The organism is Chloroflexus aurantiacus J-10-fl, assembly GCF_000018865.1.
In the GTDB taxonomy this organism is placed as follows: Bacteria; Chloroflexota; Chloroflexia; order Chloroflexales; family Chloroflexaceae; genus Chloroflexus; species Chloroflexus aurantiacus.
Window position 1 is genome coordinate 1,052,218 of sequence record NC_010175.1, and the last position, 19,557, is coordinate 1,071,774.

The window sequence follows — 19,557 nt, forward strand, 5'->3', positions numbered from 1 at the left end:
TGTTAGTAAGCAACGGTTGAGCTGACTTCGGATAGAATTGATTATACCTGATCTATCACCACCATGTGAAATGTTTTTTCAACAAAGTGAGGTGGGTCCTTGACAATTCTTAACCAATGCACACCATTTCGCTGCGACGTGAACGGGGTAACAATTGCCGGCGCTATCGGTGGAAGTGGGCCGCCGCTGCTGTTGCTGCACGGCTATCCGCAAATGCACGCGATGTGGCATGCAATTGTCCCCTCACTCACCCAACAGTTCACAGTGATCGCTGCCGATCTGCGTGGCTACGGCGACAGTGCCAAACCTGTTGATGATCCTTCGCACATCACCTACAGTAAGCGGGCAATGGCTGCCGATATGGTGCAGGTGATGGAGCACTTCGGCTTCACCCGCTTTGCGGTGGTCGGTCACGACCGCGGTGCGCGGGTAACCCATCGAATGTGCCTCGACTACCCGGATCGCATTGAGCGGGCCGCTGTGCTCGATATCGCCCCCACCCACTACATGTACCTGACCGCCGACCGTGAATTTGCGACGGCCTACTACCACTGGTTCTTCTTGATTCAGCCGGCACCGCTGCCCGAAACTCTGATCGGCGCCGATCCGGAGTTCTGGTTGCGCAGTAAACTGAAGCATTGGGGCCGAACCCCCACTGCCTTTCGCGATGAGGTCGTGGCTGAGTACCTGCGCTGTTTTCGCGATCCGGCCACAATTGCTGCCAGTTGTGCCGATTATCGGGCCGCAGCGACTATTGATCTCGAACACGATGAGGCCGACCGTCGTGCCGGGCGGAAGGTGCAGTGTCCGCTACTGGTGCTCTGGGGAGCCGAGGGTTTTGTCGGCAGAAAGTATGATGTGATCAACGTTTGGCGAGAGTATGCGCTGGACGTGCAGGGCCACAGCGTGCCCGGCGGTCACTTTCTCCCCGAAGAGGCACCCGCCGAGACCCTGGCCGCATTGCTGGCGTTTTTGACCTGACACTACGGCGTTTGCGCTTCAGCCAGAATATCCAGGATGCGATTCACCAGAGCCGTATCAATCTCATCGAGACCATGCGTGAGGCGCTGGCGTCGTCGCTCACCCTGCCAGATCTGATGCACTGCCTTGCGAATCCGCCAGCCCTTGCGTTCGAGGTCGTTTAATGCCTGCTCGACATCTGGCCGTTCCCGTTCATCACCACGGGCCACCGCGGCAATTGCCTGCAACAAAGGCTCAAACTGCTGCACGGCCTGCCCTGCCGTATCATCGTCATCGGCCAGACTGATCAGCCCGATGGCCGCGAGGCGATCAATCACCATCTGCTGCTCATCGGGTGGCAAGGCATTTATCGCGAACTGGAGCGCCGCACCGTCTTGCTGCTCAATTGCCCGCCGCACCATCGGCGGCAGACTGGCAAGAAACTCTGGCGTCAGATCAGCAGCAATATCATCGGCTGCTGCCTGGTGACGTTCGGCAAAATCGGTCAGCCCCAGATCGGCGAAGATCTCAGCCGCACGAGCCAGGTATGGCCGGGCCAGATCGGGTCGCCCCATGCGACGGAGCGCCCAACCATAATTACCGGTCTGCGCTGCGGCGCTGTAATACTCGCCCGCAGCCCAGTAGAGCTTAACCGCCTGATTGAGCAGATCGGTAGCCTGCGGTAAATCGGTGGCGATAAGGGCTTTGCCGCGTGCAATCAAGGCATCGGCTTCTGCCTTCAACTGTACAGGATTACTCATAATCAGCCTCGCGTGATCGTCATGCGCTGGCGGCGAGCCGGACGTTGCGGGCCGAGGGCAGCCAGTTTCGCACCGAGCTGCTCTAAGCTGACCAGATTGTGTACCGGCAGAAAATCATCGACAAACGGCAAGGCAGCCTGCATCCCCACCGTTAACGGCTCGTAGCCAGGGGTGCCGAGCAGCGGATTCAACCAGATCAGGCGGTGACACGAACGTTGCAGCCGATCCATTTCGCGGGCCAGCAATTCCGGATCACCGCGATCCCAGCCATCGCTGATCAACAACACCACCGGACTCCGTCCCAATACGCGCCGCCCCCAGCGAAAATTAAACTCTTTGATCGCCTCACCAATGCGAGTACCGCCGCTCCAATCCACCACATGCTTGCTCACCGCATCAATCGCATCATCAATATCTTTGTGGCGCAACTGCCGGGTAATCCGGGTCAGGCGCGTACCGAAGACAAAGGTCTCTACATCACCCAACCCCGCCGAGATAGCATGGGCAAACTGGAGCAGAATGCGCGAATAGCGCTCCATACTACCCGAAATATCGCAGATGAGCACCAGCGGACGCGGCTCGGTACGGATATGACGCCACGACAACTCAACCGGTTCACCGCCGAAACGCCAGCTCCGCCGCAGGGTACGCCGCATATCCAACAGCCGACCGGCCCGATCAGGACGCCTGCGTCGGGTACGCCGCGGTTGAATCCGCCATTCCATCCGCCGGATCAGCTCCTTGCACGCCTGGACCTCTTCCCAGGTACACTGGGCAAAATCCTTGGTGCGCAATGCCTCGTCACGGCTAAAGGTAAGTTGAATGTCAATCTCTTCCCGTTCCTGACCTTCAGCGGCATCGGCATCATCGGCAGTAGGCTGGCGGCGCGGTAGACGCAACTGACGGCGCGGAATTTTAACCTGCGGGAGCAGCATCTGCATCATCTCGCGTTCCAGGTCAATACCGAGCGCCTTCTTCCAGAAAAACTCAAAGGCCACATCAAACAACGGCAGGTCTTCGCGGCGCAACACCAGCATACAGCGCATCGTCGCCCGCAAGTCCTCGCGGCGCAGCAGACCAACGTGCTCAATCGCCTCGATCAGTTCGACAATTTGACCGGGGCTGACGGCGATTCCCATCTCTCGCAAGAGATAGCCAAAACTGACAATGTGGGTCAGAATATTTCCGCTCATGGAAGGTTTCAGGTTGGCACAGGTAGTGTTATCATCAGTCTACATTCTACCATCACCGCAGGTATGTGTACAGGTTGACAGCCATTCGCCGCCTGTTGCCTGCACCATCATTGCTGTCTGGCGGATTATTCCTGCCGACGCTGCTCGCCCCACAGATTGGTGGCAATACCGGACAGGATCAGGATCGATCCCAACGCCAGCGACCAGGTGACCGTTTCACCGTAGAACAGCGCACCGATCAGGGCAATGAGCGGTAGCCGCAGAAAATCGAGCGGTACAACCACAGTCGCATCGGCCAGCCGCAGCGCTCGCGCCATACAGTAGTGCGCCGTCAACGCCGACACGCCAACCACAATCACCCACGGCCAGCGGGCAGGTGACGGAAGCGTCCAATCGGTCAGTGCCGGGATTAACCCAAGGGGCAACTGGATGAGCGTCATATAGAACAAAATAGCCAGCGGCGTCTCGGTACTGACCAGCTTCCTGGTCAGCGTATGGGCAGTGGCATAGCCAAATGCCGCCAGCAGCACGGCCAACGCAGCCGGATGAATCATACCGCTACCGGGGCGCAAGATAATAAACGTACCCGCGATACCAAGGATAACGGCCAGCAGGCGAATGGGCGTCAACCGCTCACCCAACACGACCACTGCCAGCAGCGCCGTCCACAACGGAACCGTAAACTCAATCGCGAAGACCTCGGCCAGCGAGATGAAGGCCAGACCGTAAAACCAGCCGTACTGCCCACCAAAATGGGCCAGGTTACGCAGCAGGTGCAGTGGCAACCGCCGGGTGCGCAATTGTTGTGGGCCACCGTAGCGCATCACCACCAGCCCGACCAGCGGCAACCCGATCAGGCTACGAAAGAAGAGAATCTGAAACGTCGATAACTCAGCCGCGAGTTCGCGACCACCAACCGCCATTGCACTAAACGAGAGCAGTGCGCCGGCCATCCACAACGCTGCCCGCCAGGCGGGGTGAACATGCTGAATTGAGGTAATGTTCATAGCAATGTCTGCGTTTCTACCTGACGAGCAGTGCAAACAGACGCAACGGTCGCCGGTGATAACCAAACGAGCACTCTCATATCGAATCTGGTTTTGGAGAAATCACAGCCCATGATCTACCATCCCCACCCCTGGGAGCGCACGCCTCCGGCGCACATCCTGCGGCCTCACCATAACTGAGCATCCTCCCGCCCCCAGCGGGGGCGGGCTGGGGTGGGGCGTATCGCATACCCATGTCATTAGCTGGAACAGAGTACCACACCTGTCAGTCCGCCATTGTGGTACGAACGCACTGGCCTCCCCTGGGAGCGCGCGCCTCCGGCGCACATCCTGCGGCTTCACCCTAACTGAGCATCCTCCCGCCCCCAGCGGGGGCGGGCTGGGGTGGGAGCATCCCCCCGCCCCCAGCCTATGCATTACCCACATGTCACGCTGCGTCATGCCGGACTGCAAGCGCTCCCCGTGGCGTGGGTGGCGTGGCGCAGGCTTCCAGCCTGCGTGGAGGCATCCTCTCCACTGCCGTCAGGTGCTGGCCGTGGCCGCTGGTGTGCAGGCACGAACCTGGTACAACGAAACGTCTACGCGCAGGTATCGCATACCTGCCTGACTGACTCGATGATCGGCACGATCCCATCCAGCACCGCCGTGACCAGGATGGGGAACGGTGTGCCACGCGCCGGATCGTGAGCGCGGCTGGTGCGGCAGCATGGCTGCCGCACTCCAAACTGCGCGACACGCGCATGACGAGCGGGTACGGCAATCCATCAAGCACGTGATAGCACGGCTGGAGCGGCGCCCTGTCACCGGCCCAGTCGCTCACAACAGCACCTATGGCGATCATACCCGCTGATGCGCACTTGGTTGACACCAGTTGTGGGCAATGCATAGCCCCCGTTAGGGGCGGGCCGGGATGGGGCGTGTCACCCCACCCTATCGCTGCACTTGAAACACCCTGAACCAACCAGCACACCTTCAGCCCACCAGCAGCGCTCCGGCACGAGTCTGCCAACCTGCACGAGGCACCGTGGCGGCCAACATAAGATAACCCAATTTGCCACCTGCGTTATGAGCAGACCACGAAAGACTACCTGCTATGATGAACAGCACGACGCTGCGCACAACATCGTGCAGCGTACCTGAACGGTATGCATCGCTTGGGTCGCAGCCTGTTCCGTAGACGCACTACGTCACGCACATCGGTTATGCCCATCCTCCGTGTCTCTGTGGTGATACAAGGTAGCACCTTGGGTGACGATCTATCCGCGTTCATCCGCCTCACCCGCGTCCATCCGTGTTCCACCCCTCCCCCCGTCGCGCTCAACGACCCGCACCGCTGTGGTGACGTAAGGTAGCAACTTGGGTTAAGATACTACCCGCCATTGCTACCGCGATCCTCAACCGACTCGGACAGTTCCCGGTACAGTTTCACCACCGGATCATCGCGCTTGCGACGCGGATTGATCCCGGTCGCTGACAGGTAGCGCTGGTAGGCACGCTGTATTTCTGCCGGTAACCCAAGTCGGTGACCGGCCCGCAACAACAGGCTCAGGACACCTACCGCACGCGGCTCGTGGGCCAACACACGCTGGCAGTACTGCAAACACTGCTCCACCTGACCATTGTGCAAAGCCGTAGAGGCCAGGCGTTCGCCTGCCAGCACCACGTGGCTCAACAACCGTGCCCCACGTTCGGCTGCCCACTCCTGCGCCCCCACAACCCCTTCCATATACGGCCCATCGTACAGATCAAGCACGTATTGATAGAAGGAAAGGGCTGCCTCTACACCCTGGGTATTGGCCGTCCTGGTGGCCAGATCGAACGTGCGCTCAAGCAAATCGGCATCACTTTGATACAGATCAGGGTTGAGCGCACAACGCTGCCGGTCAGTGTAGAGCAAACTGGCAGCCAGCTCCTCGCCACCGCACTGCTGAAGCACCTGCCGTAATGCCGTAAGCGTCCTGGCAAAACTGCTGGCCGAGGCCGTACCACCCCAGACCGCCTCGGCAATCTCGCTCCGCGTCGCCCCTTCAACCCCACAATGCACAAGGTAGGCAAACATACCCTGCACTTTACGACCGCCGGCCTTGCCCCCTTCACTCTGCCCCCATTCGTCTGGTTTGATCATCCGGCTATCAATGAAGACCTGAAAATCACCCAGACAACGCACATACACGCCGCGAAATGGGCGCAGCTCAACCCGCAGACCGCTGATCTCGCCGATATTTTTCAACGCCAGCCGGGCCTGGTCAGCGAGTTCAGGATCGTCCAGCAAACGGCGCAAGTAGGTCAGTGCCCGATTACCGTAATGGGTCAGCAGAATAGTCGTCGCCTGTCGCTGTACTGCAACATCACTGTGGACGAGCAATGGCAGATAGAGAATAACCGGATTAGACATCGCACTACTCACTCCCTTCGTCCTCTACCGGCGGCAAGCGCCGCACAATGTTGACCGAGGGATCAATCCGCAATTCGCCGTGCTCATCAAACTCAACCAACAGCAGCTCCCGCCCTTCACTCACAATACTGGCGCGCACCCGTCCGGCCCCGTAGGGCATACAGATAATTCGATCACCCGGCTGAAAACGCGGCTCCAGCGGCTGCTGACCTTCAGGACGCCTCTCGCGGCTCGTCGGCGCCGGGCCATTACGCTCACGCCGCTGGCGGAGCCGGGCCAGAATCGCCTCGGCGTCGGGAACACTCGCCGCCGGCGAATCGTCAGTCGGTGGCTCCGGCACCGCCGGTGCTTCGGGTGGCTCAGGCTGATCAGGAACCCGTCGTCCACTATGCCGCCCACCGGGACGATTGTAGCGGCCACGCTGCGCATCGGCACTGCGCTCAGACCGCACCGGCGGCTCTCGCGCCGGCGGTTCAGACCGTACCGATGGCTCACGCGCTGGCGGCTCTCGCACTGGCGGTTCCGCCGACCGCGCCGGTGGCTCACGCGCTGGCGGCTCACGCACTGATGGCTCAGACCGCACCGGCGGCTCACGCACTGGCGGCTCACGCACCGGCGGCTCTCGCGCCGGCGGTTCAGACCGTATCGATGGCTCACGCGCTGGCGGTTCCGACCGCGCTGGCGGTTCACGCACTGGTGGCTCTCGCACCGGTGGTTCAGACCGTACCGATGGCTCACGCGCTGGCGGCTCTCGCACTGGCGGTTCCGCCGACCGCGCCGGTGGCTCACGCGCTGGCGGCTCACGCACTGGTGGCTCAGACCGCACCGGCGGCTCACGCACTGGCGGCTCACGCACCGGCGGTTCACGCGCCGGTGGTTCAGACCGCGCCGGCGGCTCTCGCGCTGGTGGTTCCGGCTCTCGCACCGGCGGTTCAGGTGTGCGCGCCGGCCTGTTCTCCCCCGGCGTGCGGCCCGGTGACAACGCCGGCATCGCGATTGCCACCTCGGTTTCGCCGCTCAACACGGCCAGCAGCCAGTCCATATCGGTGCGCGCCAACGGCTCAAAGAGCGGATCGGTGCGCTGTTCGAGGGCAATGTCGTAGGCCAGCGGCAGGATCGTCTCGATCTGATCGTATAACCACTCAGCCAGCCCATTACCGCTATTCTGGGCATCGATCAGATACAGATGATTAGTCGCCGGATCGTAAGCCGGCACACAATCCTCTACACGGGCCAGTGTGATCAACGCCGCCGCCGCGACGACCGACCACCCCACCTGTTGACCCGACGGATGGATCGGCTGACCGAGACGCACCCACACTGCCGGACTCTGCCAGCGATAGGTCAGCGGTGTAGCCAGCTTTCGCTCCTGAGCCGGTTCGCGACCAATCTGCTCGCGGTAGGCGTAGACCTGCTCTTCAACCACGACCCGTCCCCAGCTCAGGAGCGGCCCGCGCCCCCCGCGCGAACGGCGCAACTCGCGCTGTGCCCACTCTTCACGAATCTGCACCTGACACTGCCGCAGTGGGAGAGTACGCCGGCCATCCCGTCGTGCCAGCGTGATCGTGCCCTGATCCTCGTCGCGAGCAATGACCTGTTGCCCGCCGCGTAACGGCGGCAATCCCGCCGCCGGATGCATCCAGCGGTGGAACAGTGACGAGTCGGTAGTCGCAAATTGCCGCCCCTGCTCATCAAGCAGGTAGATCGGTTCCGTACCGGCAGCGTGCAGATCGAGCGGAATATAGGGATCGCTCTGGTCACCGGGCAACCAGACGGGGGGCATATCGGGGAGCCGGCTCAGATAGCCTTTTGCTGTCAGTTGTTCAACCATGCTCTCAACCTGCCACTGCCGAATCTCTTCTGCGCGTAGTGGCTGCTCACTGGCGGCACACACCAGATGCAACGTAGACACAAACGAATTGTTCAACACCGGCGGCCACACCGGCGGGCGCAAGAGCGGCCACGTCGCCAGATCGGTCACTGCCAGCCGCTGCAAAGCCGGTTCGGTCATCCCCCGACCGAGGATCAGCACGACCAGCACCGCCCCACTCGCCAGCGCAGCCTGCACCGTGGCCGCACCAACATCAGCACCGGTAATGATCTGCACATGGGCCGGCATCGGCTGCGTCCCAACACTAAACGCCTCGTGGTCAACCAGCGTCCGCAAATCGGCCAACTCCCACGGCGTCGCCACCAGCCGCACCGCAGCACCGGCAGCCAGAAAAGCCTCGGCCAGGCGGGCAATCTCGCGCCGCCGTTCGCCATCACTCTGCCAGAGCGCCAGCGTTGTGGCCGGACGCGGCAGATCATCAACCGCCGTGATCCGCCATTCACGACCGGTCAACATCGTCAGCGCAGTCTCGGCGCCACTAACCGCTGCCAGCGACCCACCCAGCAGCAGCGGTTGACTCGTCAACCGCGCCGCCCGCAACAGCGTCATCGCCAGATGAGCGGCGGCAACCCCGTGAAACACGTGCAGATCGGCGATCACAATCAACCGCAGACGCTGCCAGAAAAAACGCCAGGCCCGGTCGTGAAACCTGAGCAGATGGTTATGCAGTTCGGGTAACGTCGTAATTACCAGCCGCGCCGTCGGCGCCACCCGCCGCTGCATGCCACCGGTCGCGGCAATCGGCAACGCCGGACGACAATAACGGGCCAGCAACATCGCCTCGCGCTCGTGGAGCAGGGCCAGATCGGGATCGGGCGCGATCAACAATGCAGTGGCCGACGGTTCATTCCGCAGCAGATCGAGGGTGACGAGGTGCAGACTGGCCCGACTGACCATACTGCTGCCGGTAATGGCAAAAGGCATTCCCCGGCGCAGGGCTGCCAGCGCAATCGATTGAGCCTGAAAGAACGGCGTACCAACCACCTGAACCCAGGCTTCCTGCAACCCCTGATCGACCGCCAGATGGCTGATGCGGGTGCCGGTTCCCGGCGGAAACGAACGCAACGTAATCAACGGCGACGAGGATCGTCCGCTCCGGGCTGCCAGCGTCTGCAAGATGTCGATCAGGTCGCTCATAATCGTCCGCACGAGGAACAGCCATCTGTGCGCCTGTCCTCAATGTTTGCATATACTCAGAGTATACATGTACATTCAATGGCCGGCAATGAGCAGAAACGCCCTTTTTGCGCTTCATCACTGTCAACCACTCGCCTACCCGTGGTATACTCACTATGGCCTGTGTCTACGAGGAAAAGCGATGCGTTCACGCTGGTTACGGATCAACGGCTATCAACTCCACTGGATCGAAGCCGGACAGGGGCCGGCTGTAATCCTCTTACACGGTTTCGCCGGCTCGTGTGCCGACTGGGAACCAACTGTAGACTGGCTGGCTCGACAGGGGTATCGCGCCTTAGCCGTCGACGCCCTCGGCTTTGGACGCTCAGAAAAGCCGGTCAACGCCCCCTATGGACTGCACTTGCAGAGCGATCTCTACGCCGGTCTCCTGACCGCACTCGGTATCGAGCGTGCCGTCTTCGTAGCGCATTCGATGGGAGGCAAATACGCGCTGGCGACCGCCCTCCGCCATCCCCAACGGATCGCCCGCCTGGTACTGATCGCCACCGACGGCTTCATCAAGCCATCGCCACTCACCATCATCGGCGGCTGGCCTGTCCTGGGCGAGACCATCCTCTGGCTCTCGGCCCACCCCGCAGTCGTGCGCGCCTTTCTCGCCGCCGCCTTCCACAACCCCGAACCCTACCTCACCGCCGACCTGATCGAGCGCGGTCGGGCCGCCATCAGCGGTACCGCCAATCGCCGTGCCCTCACCGCCCTCAGCCGGCGCTACGCCGCCACCGATCTCACCCTCACCGGCCTGCGCGCACGCCTCGGCGAGCTTCGCGTGCCCACACTGCTCGTCTGGGGCGAACACGACCGCGTCTTCTCGTTCGACTACGCCCGCATTGCCAACCGCGAAATCCCCGGCTCGCAGCTCGTCGTCATCCCACACTGCGGCCACTTCCCGCACATCGAAGCCGTGCGCCCGTTTCGTGGCCTGCTAAATGGCTTCCTGGCCCCGGTACACTCGAACCCATCGTAAACGCCCCACCATCACCGACTGCGCGTCACCCCAATCCGCGGACAGACCTCACGGATCGGGCAGATACTACACCGCGGCGACGTAGGGTGACAGATATTCTGCCCCAGCGTCACCAGCAAGCGATTAATCGGTATCCAATAGCGTTGCGGCAACCTCGCCCGCAACGCCATCTCCGTCTCTTCCGGCGTGCGCGTCTGCACATAACCCCAGCGGTTGCAAATGCGATGGACGTGAATATCAACACAAATCCCCGGCAGCCCAAAGCCCGCCGTCACCACCAGATTAGCCGTCTTACGCCCGACACCGGGCAGCTTCAGCAACTCGTCCAGATCGGCGGGCACCTCACCGTTATACCGTTCGAGCAATATCTGACAGATATGCACAATCTGCTGCGCCTTCACCCGATAAAACCCAACCGGATAGATCAACTCAGCAATCCGTTCCGCCCCCAACGCCACCATCGCCGCCGGCGTATCGGCCACCGCAAACAGCCGCGGCGCAACCACCGCCGTCAACGTATCTTTCGTTCGCAAACTGAGGATCGTCGCAATCAGAATCCGAAACGGCGTCTGACTCACCTCTCCCATCTGGTCAATCAGCGGCGGCGTATACACCGCCAGCTCACGCTCCAGCGTATCGAGCACCTGTTCAATCGGAAACGACGACGTACTCAAGCAACCTCCTCTGCCAGAGACCGGCCAGCCCTGTTCAAGCAGCCCTGCATACGGTATGATGATACGCGAAGTCGGCAATTATGACCACTACTGCCGGGCCACCTCGACCGATGCACACCCGGCCACACCAGGATGTTCTCGCCTACCAACAGGAGCCGTCTTGTGAAAAACGTCTGGTATTTTGGGTGGTTAATCATATTCCTCCTCACGTCCTGCATCTCTGCCCCATCCCAGCCCACACCACCCCCCACGGCCACGCCATCGGGAGAGGTTGCAACCGCTACCCCAATTGTGCAACCGATCACCACACCAACCGCATCACCGACGGCGCCACCCACTGTTATCGCCGCCGCCACCATCCCGGCCCCGGTCTACCTGATCGAAAACGATCAGGTGATGCGCCTGGAGCCGGATGGTCAGCGTTTGACCCAAATCACCTACGAGCCACAACCGGTACGCGACATGAGCGTTGCCGCCAACGGCACCCTGGTCTACCTGACCGGCAACGACCTGGTCGCCCTCGACGGCAACGGACGACGGGTGATCTTCAGCGAACAGGCAATCACCAACCCCCGCATCTCCCCCGACGGTCAGCGGATTGTGTACCATCTCGCCAACCCTGCGCCTGGGCTAATCAACGGACGCGCCGACTCACCGGCTGGCGTCTACCTCAGCCAGATCACCGGCGGACGACCGGAGCTGGTCATCGCCGACGACCCCGTCCCAGAAACGCCGGACATGGAAAATCCGGCCTGGCGCTACATCCCGGTCGCGTGGTCGCCAACCGGTGACCGGCTGCTACTCTACGCAGTGATGCAACCGGAAATCGGCATTCCCGGCGGCGAAGCGGTCATTATCGGGCCGGACGGCCAGATCGTGCGTGCCTTCAGTTGCTGCGAAGAGGAGCTGTGGAGCGTTGACGGTCGTGACCTGGCGGTGGCGGGTGGCGGCCCCGGCCCCGACATCCGCTTCGGCCTCTACCTGATCAACGCCGACGACGGCAGCGAAACCGCCCTCCTCTCCGCCGACGAAACCACCATTCCGCTGGTGCGTGCCCCGCAACGCCTGGCCGACGGCTTCGTCTACGCCTTCGTCGAAATGGTACCGACCACTGTCTACTCGTGGGAATACCCTTTCCGCCCGTTCATGTCGCGCATAAGCGATAACGGCCAGATCACACCACTACGCCCGGAACCGCTCACCGAACCGATAGCCGTCCTCTGGGATGCGCAGGCCCGTGGTGCCTTAATCCGCTTCGCCACCACCGATCCGCTCATCTGGCTACCCACCGATCCGACCCTACCACCGCAACCTACCATTGCCACCGGCTTTGCCTTCACCTGGGTACCGGATGCCGACCCGGTAGCCCGCGACTGCGCATCATTCAGCCCGTTAAGCCCCCAAACCGACGCAGCACGTCGCTACGATCCGGCGGTGGCCGACATCCAGGCCCGACTGGCAATACTCGGCTTCGATCCCGGCCCGGCAGATGGTCTCTTCGGCCCAACCACAGCCCGCGCCGTCCACACCTTTCGCGCCGCAGCCGGACTACCCGAAGGCGAGACCATTGACTGCGCAGCGTGGCAAGAACTCTTCAGACGGAGCACGACGCCATGATCCCACCCGACATTGCCGAACAGATCAGCGCCATTCACGCCGCACCAACCCGCCTGGTCCTCGTCTTTGCCGGAGCCGGCAGCCTGGGGTTAGCCTGGCTCCACGCCATTGCCGGCTCATCGCGTACCGTCCTGGAAGCCATCGACGCCTACTCACCGCGCTCACTGGCGACCATCACCGGCAACCTCAACGCACCGGCGGTCAGCGCCGCAACTGCACAAGCCATGGCCACCTGGGCCTACCACCGCGCCCAAACCCTCAGCGACGGCGACTGGCCATTGATTGGGGTTGGCCTCACCGCCGCCATCCTGACCGACCGCCAGCGACGTGGTGCCGATCACGCCTTCCTCGCCATCCACAGCGCAACCGACACCCTCCTCGAACACCTCAACCTACCCCGCACCGACCAGCACCGTCTCGATCAGGAGATCATAGTCAGTCGCTGGTTAATCGCACACATTGCGCGGGTGGTGCTGGGGTAGAATCACATCAGGCGTCATAAAAATCATGCCCTGCCATTCAACAGCGCCTGAACTGGTATCCATATCACCACAGAGACACAGAGAGCGCAGAGGGGTACTGTATCGGGCATAGCACGCGCTCCGCTCCGCACACTCCCGCCGCCTCTACATCCAACCGTACTGTCAGGGGAGTTCACCAACGCCTACGACCGATCCGCGCCCATCCGCCCAACCCGCGTTCATCCGCGTCCTGTTCATAATGACCACGGATACTCGCGGATGTGGCGGATGTTCGCGGATTACCTTATCTGATACCCAGTATCGCCCAAAAACATCGTCGGGTTTGCTGCCATTGCGATGACAGGTATGGAGCTGTATCTACCAGGGAGTCTGATACAGTAGTTCAGCTATGCACAGTCAGGGGTGTATCACCAACCCTCACGCCCGATCCGCGCCCATCCGCCCAACCCGCGTTCATCCGCGTCCTGTTCATAATGACCACGGATACTCGCGGATGTGGCGGATGTTCGCGGATTACCTTATCTGATACCCAGTATCGCCCAAAAACATCGTCGGGTTTGCTGCCATTGCGATGACAGGTATGGAGCTGTATCTACCAGGGAGTCTGATACAGTAGTTCAGCTATGCACAGTCAGGGGTGTATCACCAACCCTCACGCCCGATCCGCGCCCATCCGCCCAACCCGCATTTATCCGCGTCCTACCCACAACCATCCTGTCAGGGGAGTTCACCAACGCCTACGCCCGATCCGCGCCCATCCGCCCAATCCGCGTCCATCCGTGTCCCGCACATAATGACCACGGATACTCGCGGATGCGGCGCACGATCCGCACCGGCGAGGTAGTCACGAAGAGCGTCGGCTGCTGATTGCGTCACCGCGATAGTCATCTGCCTGTTAGCCCCACAACACGATCAGAAACAACCCGGCAAAAGCCACACTCCCCGTCCCGAATGCCGCCAGCGCCACCCGCAACCCGATCAGCTTGCGCTGCATCAAGCGGCGAAACGCCTGTTCGCGTTGCGTCTGACTGGCCGCCGCGTAGCGGTAGGCACCGGGGACAACCACCAGCAGGGCGGCCAGCAATGCAACCATATACGAGAGCACCACAACCGCGCCCAATACCCGTACCGGCAACCAGGTCAAATACGCCGGCAACGGTGTATCTGCCAGAGCCAGAATCCCGAAAATGACACTGTAGAGGGCACTGACCAGCCCAATGATCTGCCTGGCCCCCTCTTCCAGCGGCCTGGGTGGGTCTTTCGCCTGCTCTTCAAACCAGCGGTGCAACGCCTCTTCTTCAGCCGTCGGTGCCCGCTGGCGCACAGCGCGAATCTCATCAGGCATCGCGCCCCTCCTCAAAGGTCACTTCCAGCATCTCAACGTTGCCGCAGAACGGGCACACCAGGCGGAAGACCTCCAGCCGCAGCCGCTCGTGACCGCGATAGAGAACCTGCTCCGGCTTGCCCAACCGTGCCAGATCAACCGTCCAGTACTGCTGACACCGCCTGCATCGTATGGGCTTGGCGAGGGATGGCTTCATACCGGTGATCCTCCTTCTTCAGGTGCCGATACCAGATGGCGGAAACGTTCAGGTACTGGCGGTAACGGCTCGCCGCGTAACCAGGCACAACAGTAGCGCAGGAGATCAGCCAGTTGCATATACAACGAGTCGGGCGCTTCGCCGTCGGCGTAATGGTCGGCAGCCGCCTGCACCTGATCGGCCAGCGTCATCCGCACCTGTGGATCACCTGTGTTCAGCGCCTGCCGGGTGGCAGTCACCGTCTGTTCGGCCACCAGCGCCACCTGCTGCTCAGGTGGCAGACTCTGCACATGGGCGGCAAGCTGCGCGTTCAACACGTGCAGCACCTGCTCGCGTACCTCTGGTGGGAGCTGGGGCAAGACCGCTGCCAGCGCTGTCGGATCGCCGGACGCCACCGCTACCCGATAGGCTGCCCAGGCCGCGATCAGCGCCGCATCGGTCGCGTTCAGACCATCGGTCACCACCGTACCATCGCGCACCAGCGTCGCACATGCCCGCAGGAAGGCAGCCAGTTCCAGCCAGGGCGATCCGGGCAGCTCATCTGCCGCCGCCTGCGCCGCTACCTGTTCGAGCTGCTGCACGAACTGCGCACGACGGTGCTCGTCGGTGTCGGCCAGCGCCAGGGGCATGGCAGCCATCACCTGCTGGCGCAGCCCGGCAATCTGCTGATCCCGTGCCGCAGTGCGCAGCTCCGCCTCGTCTGCCCTACACAACCGCTCTACCTCAGCCAACGCTGCAGCCAGCCCCTCATCAAGCCCGGCACGCAGGCGGGTCAGTTGCTGCTCCTCACCCCGGAGCAGGGCCTGCAAACAACCGAAGAACGTGTTGAACGGTGGTAACGCCTGCGCTGCCGGCCACCGGAGCAGCGACAGCCGCAGCGGAATCAGCGTCTCTGCCACCTGCTCAGCCGCCTGCCGATCAGCCTGCCGCACCGTCTGCACCACCTCGTTGACAATCCGATTGAGCAACGCGACCAGATGTTGCAGGCGGGTCTGATCATCGCCGGGATCATTGATCCAGGCCGCAATCGCCTCGGCAAGTGACGGCGTGGTCTGGTCAAGTGCGGCGATGAGTGCCCGTACCTGCTGGATTTCACGGGGCATACGCAGCCGTTCAAAGATTGCCAGCCCCTGCTGATAACGCGCCAGGGCCGTCGCCTGATCACCCCGTCCCTGTGCCACCTGGCCCAGCTTCACCGTGCAGAACGCGATCTGCTGCTGATCAGACAGGCGTTCGGCCAGCAGCAGCGCTTCACGTAGACAGGCTTCCGCCTGCAACCATTGCCGGCGCAGTAGATAGATATCGGCAATACCGGTAAGCGTGGCGCTCTTGCCGCGCACATCCTTCAGCGCCTCGTCAATAGCCAGGCTCTCCTCGTACAGCGCCTTGGCCCGCTCCAGCTCCCCCTGCACCCGATAAATATACGCCAACGCGTGCAGCGTGGCGCTCTTGCCGCGCACATCCTTCAGCGCCTCTGTGATCGCCAGGCTCTCCTCGTACAGCGCCTTGGCCCGCTCCAGCTCCCCCTGCACCCGATAAATATACGCCAACGCGTGCAGCGTGGCGCTCTTGCCTTGCACATCCTTCAGCGCCTCTGTGATCGCCAGGCTCTCCTCGTACAGCGCCTTGGCCCGCTCCAGCTCCCCCTGCACCCGATAAATATACGCCAACGCGTGCAGCGTGGCGCTCTTGCCTTGCACATCCTTCAGCGCCTCTGTGATCGCCAGGCTCTCCTCGTACAGCGCCTTGGCCCGCTCCAGCTCCCCCTGCACCACAGAGATATCGGCTAATCCATGCAGCAATCTGCTGCGAACAGCCGTACCGTCACCGACATCTGCCAGGGCCTGTTCCAGTTCGGTACGCGCCGTCGTGAGATCGCCGAAGTGCCGGCGAACGGTGGCGACCCGCCAGATGTGCCAGGCGCGGGTATCACCGCTCAGGGCAGTGGTCGCTGCGCTCAGCAGCGGCAGGCTCTGCCAGACGACCTCAACCAGCGCCGGTGAACGGTTCAGTTGACCATACGCCAGCTTCGCCAGCCAGACACCGTAGGCAACGAGACCACCAGGTGGTGATGGATGTTCACTCCTGCGTTGTATCTCCTGCCGGATCACGGGCTGGAAACGGTACGTGGCCGGTTGATCGGTCGGTATACCTGTGTCATCTGTCACATACTCTGCTACCCGTAGCAGGCTTCGCCGCACCAACATGCCCAGGGTCTGCCGGGCGTCGGCAAGGGCAGCGTCGGTTGGTTGTCCATCGTCATCGGTTGGTAAGCCCCACAGAAACACCGCAGCAGCGGCAAAAAAGGGCATCTCCAGACTGCTCAGTTGCTCCAGGTGCCGGCGCTCGGTTGCGGCCAGCGGTGCCAGACTCACCTCCAGCGCACTTGCCAGCCGGGCGTGGCGTGGATCGAGTCCCTGACGGTGCGCCTGGGCCAGATATTCTGACCAGCGCTCAAGGAAGTGGTGCGGTTCACCCTCGTACTCGTCATAGGCCGCAGCCAGAAGCTGTATCGCCAGCGGGTAGCCCTCGGTGTACGTTGCCACCTGGCGGGCAATCTGCCTGTGAGTCTCGACCGGTTGCCCATTGCAGGCCCGGCTCGACATGCGCATAAACAGCTCAACCGCGGCCTCTTGGTTCAGACCAACGATACCGTCCCGCTCAGGCACCAGCCGCTCATCGGGCAGACCGGTTGGGTGCGCCCGACTGGTGAAGAGCAGATAACATCCCCTACTCAGCAACAGATGGGTCAGGCGTTGCACTGCCGCTGCCGCAGCCTCAGCCCCCGCATCTGGTTGCAAAATGCTCTCGTAGTTGTCAAACAGCAGCAGGTCGTCCGGCTCAATCAGATCGCACAGCTCCTGGCGCAAACGCTCCGTCAGATCGGTGCTCTGGTCACCGGCGGATATGATCGTCTGCAATGCCTGCGGGCCGACCAGCCGCTCGATCAGCTCGCGACAGACCCGCCCTTCGTCAATCGGCGCATTGGCGAAGCTCACACCGGCAACCCGTCCGAAGCGCCACCCAAAACGGCGGATGAAGGTAGCCGCCAGCGCAGTTTTGCCCATACCGCCGGCACCGACAATCGTCGCCACTCGCCCTTGCTGCAACGCCGTAGCCAGCGCGACCAGCTCGGCGTTCCGGCCTAACAGACCGGTTGTCGGCACGGTCACCTGATCTGGCAGCCTGACGGGCGTCGACCAATCGAGGTGAATTGTGGGCTGACCTGGGGGCAGGTTCAGCGCAGCCCAGCCATTGTCACAGGTGTAGCCTACCAGCATCCCGGCAGCCGCCGGATGTTCGTCAGCCAGCCTGATCCGGGCCTGGCGCAGCGCCTCCGACGGCTGACGACCGGCACTGAGATAACGGTAGAAGGCAGCCACCAGATCGTCACTCAACGGATCGGGAAAATTGTGTTGCATACCCAGGGCCAGCGGCACCCCCTGGCGCACAAAGGCCCGTGCCAGTGGTGCGCTCTGACAGGCGCTGAGCACGACCAGGCGCAGACCACCACGCGGTGCGTAACGTATCAGGTCGCGCCCCAACAAGACCTGGCGATTGCCACAGTCGTCCTCAAACGCAAGTACCACGTCAACGCCATCGGCAACCGTTGTCAACGCACCGTGGCAGGAGATGTGAACAATAGCCGGGCCATCGGCCAGCGCCTCGCGCAACGCATACCGGGTCGGCGGAACGCGTTGGGCTACCAGCGCCCGTTGACTCTTCGCCAGCGCCTGCTTCAGCGCCCGTATCTCGCGATCAAAATCGAGATGGTAGGCAGGGATGCTGCCATCGGGGTACAGCAGCGGATCGGCGCAGACAACCAGCAGCCGTGGCGGATCGGACGCAAACGGTGGGGCCGGGAGTGGTTCGAGGCGCAGGATACTACACTGAAAGAACAGAAACCGTCGGTCGGGAGTCACCGCGTATTCCCAGGGTATCCGGTCTGCCCGCTCATCACACGCCAGCAGCAGCAGATCATCGGCGGCGCTCTCCAGCATACGCAGGAGGCGGGTACCACCCAACGCCGCAAACAACCGCTCACCGGCTGCGTATGGATCACCGACGCGACGATTGGGTTTGCCTGGTGGATCACCGACAATCGCCGTCATATCGGGGATGTCTTGCAACGGGGTCTCGGCCAGCACCTGCCCGGAATCGGCAACCGCCACCTGACAGGTCTGTTGATCGCAGGTTAAGCGCGCAGGATAAGTGGCATAGGTGTTTCAACGACACTGCATCTGCTGTGAAATCTGATATAGTGACATCATAGCACAGTTCAGTGGCGCGTGGGAATATGAGACTGTCACCACAGAGACACAGAGGGGTAGGGCACACTTCTACCGCGCCTGCCGCCAACCGTCCCGTCAGGGGCAGTTCACCAACGCCTACCTATCCGCGCCCATCCGCCCAACCCGCGTCCATCCGCGTCCTGTCCATATATCACCACAGAGACACAGAGAGCACAGAGGGATACTTTATCAAATCGGGCGTCTCATCACCTGCGCTTGACAATGCCCCACCTCCGACACACCTAACCAGCACCCCATCCCGCACACCGGCAAGGATACCACTTCCAGCCCGGATTGCCCTCGTTTGGAGTGCGGCAGCCATGCTGCCGCGCCAACCGTGCTTACGATCCGGCACGTGGTGGAGCGGAACCTCTAATAATGATACGGTAGTTCAGCAGCACATCAGAATAATTACTACAGTGGCACAGAGGGATATTGAAAGGTTATCTAGTCACAGATGCACCGGTCATTCTTGACAACTTGCCTACCCTGTGGTACTGTTCAAGACACTCTGCACCTCAGTGAAAGTGGCGATCAAGGGCGATGGAGTTGCGCAACACACAGTTGTGCCTGGCAGCGCAAA

General features: G+C 61.9%; 14 protein-coding genes. 5 read left to right on the forward strand and 9 right to left on the reverse strand.

All coding sequences use genetic code 11. The annotated features are described in order from the left end of the window. Nucleotides 1-99 precede the first annotated feature (99 nt). Nucleotides 100-981 carry an alpha/beta fold hydrolase gene (locus tag CAUR_RS04035; protein WP_012256667.1) on the forward strand — a complete coding sequence of 294 codons (882 nt, stop codon included), beginning with the start codon at nucleotides 100-102 and terminating at the stop codon, nucleotides 979-981. A gap of 2 nt (nucleotides 982-983) precedes the next feature. On the opposite strand, the gene CAUR_RS04040 is transcribed toward CAUR_RS04035, so the two are convergent. From CAUR_RS04040 to CAUR_RS04050, 3 genes are all read right to left on the reverse strand, one after another. After that, nucleotides 984-1,721: a hypothetical protein gene (locus CAUR_RS04040; RefSeq protein ID WP_012256668.1), complete on the reverse strand. Its 738-nt coding sequence runs from the start codon at nucleotides 1,719-1,721 to the stop codon at nucleotides 984-986. A 2-nt stretch (nucleotides 1,722-1,723) separates the two neighbouring features. Continuing rightward, the gene (locus CAUR_RS04045; protein ID WP_012256669.1) at nucleotides 1,724-2,914 is read right to left on the reverse strand and encodes a vWA domain-containing protein; all 1,191 of its coding nucleotides are present in this window, start codon (nucleotides 2,912-2,914) and stop codon (nucleotides 1,724-1,726) included. 125 nt (nucleotides 2,915-3,039) lie between these two features. Further along, nucleotides 3,040-3,921 (reverse strand): DMT family transporter, encoded by an 882-nt coding sequence (locus tag CAUR_RS04050; RefSeq protein ID WP_012256670.1) that lies wholly within the window; start codon nucleotides 3,919-3,921, stop codon nucleotides 3,040-3,042. Between the two features lie 706 nt (nucleotides 3,922-4,627). On the opposite strand from CAUR_RS04050, the gene CAUR_RS21150 reads away from it, so the two are divergent. Beyond that, nucleotides 4,628-4,771 carry a hypothetical protein gene (locus tag CAUR_RS21150; protein ID WP_162015849.1) on the forward strand — a complete coding sequence of 48 codons (144 nt, stop codon included), beginning with the start codon at nucleotides 4,628-4,630 and terminating at the stop codon, nucleotides 4,769-4,771. A 519-nt stretch (nucleotides 4,772-5,290) separates the two neighbouring features. Here the strand turns inward: CAUR_RS21150 and CAUR_RS04060 are convergent. Together CAUR_RS04060 and CAUR_RS04065 are read right to left on the reverse strand one after the other, a co-directional pair. Further along, a complete protein-coding gene (locus tag CAUR_RS04060; RefSeq protein ID WP_012256671.1) occupies nucleotides 5,291-6,316 on the reverse strand; it encodes an AfsR/SARP family transcriptional regulator in 1,026 nt (341 codons plus the stop codon). A gap of 4 nt (nucleotides 6,317-6,320) precedes the next feature. Beyond that, nucleotides 6,321-9,344 (reverse strand): helicase, encoded by a 3,024-nt coding sequence (locus tag CAUR_RS04065; RefSeq protein WP_012256672.1) that lies wholly within the window; start codon nucleotides 9,342-9,344, stop codon nucleotides 6,321-6,323. 181 nt (nucleotides 9,345-9,525) lie between these two features. Between CAUR_RS04065 and CAUR_RS04070 the strand changes: the two genes are divergently transcribed. After that, nucleotides 9,526-10,368, forward strand: coding sequence for an alpha/beta fold hydrolase (locus tag CAUR_RS04070; RefSeq protein WP_012256673.1), 843 nt, complete (start codon nucleotides 9,526-9,528; stop codon nucleotides 10,366-10,368). Between the two features lie 11 nt (nucleotides 10,369-10,379). Here the strand turns inward: CAUR_RS04070 and CAUR_RS04075 are convergent, their stop codons facing one another. Continuing rightward, the gene (locus CAUR_RS04075; RefSeq protein ID WP_012256674.1) at nucleotides 10,380-11,042 is read right to left on the reverse strand and encodes an endonuclease III domain-containing protein; all 663 of its coding nucleotides are present in this window, start codon (nucleotides 11,040-11,042) and stop codon (nucleotides 10,380-10,382) included. Between the two features lie 162 nt (nucleotides 11,043-11,204). Between CAUR_RS04075 and CAUR_RS04080 the strand changes: the two genes are divergently transcribed. Together CAUR_RS04080 and CAUR_RS04085 are read left to right on the forward strand one after the other, a co-directional pair. Then, a complete protein-coding gene (locus CAUR_RS04080) occupies nucleotides 11,205-12,659 on the forward strand; it encodes a peptidoglycan-binding domain-containing protein (protein ID WP_012256675.1) in 1,455 nt (484 codons plus the stop codon). Next, entirely contained in the window at nucleotides 12,656-13,141 is a 486-nt protein-coding gene (locus CAUR_RS04085) for a hypothetical protein (protein WP_012256676.1), read from the forward strand. Before CAUR_RS04080 ends, CAUR_RS04085 begins: the two co-directional genes overlap by 4 nt. Nucleotides 13,142-14,036: 895 nt before the next feature. On the opposite strand, the gene CAUR_RS04090 is transcribed toward CAUR_RS04085, so the two are convergent. From CAUR_RS04090 to CAUR_RS04100, 3 genes are read right to left on the reverse strand one after another with little or no spacing between them, the layout of a single operon-like run. After that, nucleotides 14,037-14,486 carry a hypothetical protein gene (locus CAUR_RS04090; RefSeq protein ID WP_012256677.1) on the reverse strand — a complete coding sequence of 150 codons (450 nt, stop codon included), beginning with the start codon at nucleotides 14,484-14,486 and terminating at the stop codon, nucleotides 14,037-14,039. Beyond that, the gene (locus CAUR_RS04095) at nucleotides 14,479-14,682 is read right to left on the reverse strand and encodes a hypothetical protein (RefSeq protein ID WP_012256678.1); all 204 of its coding nucleotides are present in this window, start codon (nucleotides 14,680-14,682) and stop codon (nucleotides 14,479-14,481) included. Before CAUR_RS04095 ends, CAUR_RS04090 begins: the two co-directional genes overlap by 8 nt. Continuing rightward, a complete protein-coding gene (locus CAUR_RS04100; RefSeq protein ID WP_012256679.1) occupies nucleotides 14,679-18,854 on the reverse strand; it encodes a tetratricopeptide repeat protein in 4,176 nt (1,391 codons plus the stop codon). The genes CAUR_RS04095 and CAUR_RS04100 overlap by 4 nt, the downstream gene beginning before the upstream one ends. Between the last annotated feature and the right edge of the window lie 703 nt (nucleotides 18,855-19,557).